1 protein-coding gene is annotated in these 1,322 nt (G+C 65.3%); it reads right to left on the bottom strand.

From position 1 onward, the window contains the following. Positions 1-32: 32 nt before the first annotated feature. Positions 33-1,252, bottom strand: a protein-coding gene (locus QC765_RS16420) for an IS3 family transposase (RefSeq protein ID WP_152640908.1) whose coding sequence is annotated in 2 segments (ribosomal slippage) — positions 33-943 and positions 943-1,252 — 1,221 coding nt in all. Because the reading frame shifts where the segments join, the coding sequence is not laid out codon by codon here. Positions 1,253-1,322: the final 70 nt, after the last annotated feature.

The raw sequence follows: 1,322 nt of genomic DNA, 5'->3' as shown, positions 1-1,322 counted from the left end.
GGGCGTTCCCCCCGAGATATGGACACCAATACCTATGCGGCGGAAGTCATCATAGTCGATCTCTGCTCGAACTCGATAGGACAGATCTGACCGAGAGCGGAATGCCTCCTTCGCGTGTTGTAACGCGTGATCCAACGGAAGACGGCGGTGCGGGCCTCACCTGCGCTGTTCCACCTTTTCCGGCCCTGGAGTGTCTCCCGCTTCAACGTCGCGTTCCATGATTCGGCGGCAGCGTTGTCCGCCGACGTTCCGACCGCACCTCGCGACCGGGTCACGCCCAGCTCGCGGCAGACATCCGCGAAGTTCTGCGAGACGTATTGGGCACCGTTGTCGGAGTGGAAGATCGCGCCGTCGAGACCGGCGGCACCGCGGGCGGCGGCCGCTGCCCGCAGGGCGTCGGTGACCAGCTCGGTGCGCATATGCGGTGCGATCGACCACCCCGCCAACCGTTTGGAGTTCAGGTCCAATACTGTTGCCAGATAGAGGAAGTCACCGTCCCCGACGGGGAGGTAAGTGATGTCGCCGACATACTTGGTGTTCGGTGCGCTCGCGGTGAAGTCCCGCCGGATCAGGTCCGGCACCGGGCTCGCGGAAGGTTCGGGGACTGTGGTGCGCACGGTCTTGCGCAGGTGCACCCCGACGATCCCGTTCGCACGCATCACCCGTTCGACCCGCTTGTGGTTCACCTCGATCCCGGCGTCGCGCAACTCAGCCGTGATGCGCGGGGCACCGTAGGTGCCGTCGAACTCGTCGTGAATCCCACGGATCCGCGTCGCGAGCTCCTCGTCGGCACGGGCACGTTCGGCCCGGGCAGGCGCGGCGGCGAGCCACCGGTAGAAACCGGATCGGGACACCTCGAGGATCTGGCACAGCCACTTCACCGGCGCGGTGTTGCGGTGGTCGTCGACGAACTGGAAGCGGCTCACCAGTTGGTCTCGCCCGCGAAATATTTCGCGGCCCTCCGCAGAATTTCCCGCTCGGTCTCCAGCTTGCGGATCTGCGCTTTGAGCTGCCTGTTTTCCTCTTCCAACACGGACTCGGACGATACCCCGCCCGCCGGTGCCGGCTTCCGGGGCCGGTCCGCTGCGGACGCAGTGCCGGTGCGTTTACGTTCCGCACGCACCCAGTTGCGCAGGGTTTCGCGGCTGACGCCCAGGTCCTTGCCGATGCCCTCGAAGGTGTGGCTCGGGTCGGACAAGTACAGCGCGACGGCATCGGCCTTGAACTCCGCCGAATACGCCTTCATCACCATCGTGACATCACTCCTTCTGGGCCCTTCATGGCCCAGTGTTCAGGATGTCCACACTCCGGGGGGAATGCCC

The sequence above is a fragment of the Hoyosella levis genome (assembly GCF_026008515.1).
GTDB lineage: Bacteria > Actinomycetota > Actinomycetes > Mycobacteriales > Mycobacteriaceae > Lolliginicoccus > Lolliginicoccus levis.
This window is presented reverse-complemented; position numbering and strand designations above follow the sequence as displayed.